The organism is Bradyrhizobium sp. PRIMUS42 (assembly GCF_023006515.1).
GTDB lineage: Bacteria > Pseudomonadota > Alphaproteobacteria > Rhizobiales > Xanthobacteraceae > Bradyrhizobium.
Genome location: NZ_JALBGZ010001461.1, coordinates 1 through 618, shown reverse-complemented (window position 1 = coordinate 618; position 618 = coordinate 1). Strand labels below are relative to the sequence as shown.

General features: G+C 68.0%; 1 pseudogene. It reads left to right on the top strand.

The window, feature by feature from the left end:
* Positions 1-618 (top strand): annotated as a pseudogene (locus MOV75_RS41075) (DNA repair protein RecN); the annotation flags it as partial.

Below are 618 nucleotides of genomic sequence, written 5' to 3'. Positions count from 1 at the left end.
AGGGCGATCGACGCGGCGATCAACGCGCTGGAGGAGGCCGACCAGCATCTTCAGGCCGCGCTCGCCGCAACCGATTTCGATCCGGCCGAGCTCGAACGCATCGAGGAGCGGCTGTTCGCCCTGCGCGCCGCCTCGCGCAAATATTCGACGCCGGTCGACGGGCTCGCCGCGCTCGCCGCTAAATACGCCGCCGACGTCGTGCTGATCGATGCCGGCGCCTCGCGGCTGAAGAAGCTGGAGCAGGCTGCGATCGAGGCCGATGCGCGTTATTCCGCTGCCGCCAAGAAGCTGTCGATGGCGCGGCAGAAATCGGCCGAGAAGCTCAACAAGGCCGTCAATGCCGAGCTCGCCCCGCTCAAGCTCGAGCGCGCGAAATTCATGACCCAAGTCGAGACCGACGAGGCCGCGCCGGGGCCGCAAGGTTTTGATCGCGTCGAGTTCTGGGTGCAGACCAATCCGGGCACCAAGCCGGGCCCGCTGATGAAGGTCGCCTCCGGCGGCGAGCTGTCGCGCTTCCTGCTGGCGCTCAAGGTCGTGCTGTCCGACCGCGGTTCGGCGCCGACGCTGGTGTTCGACGAAATCGACACCGGCGTGGGCGGTGCGGTCGCCGACGCCATC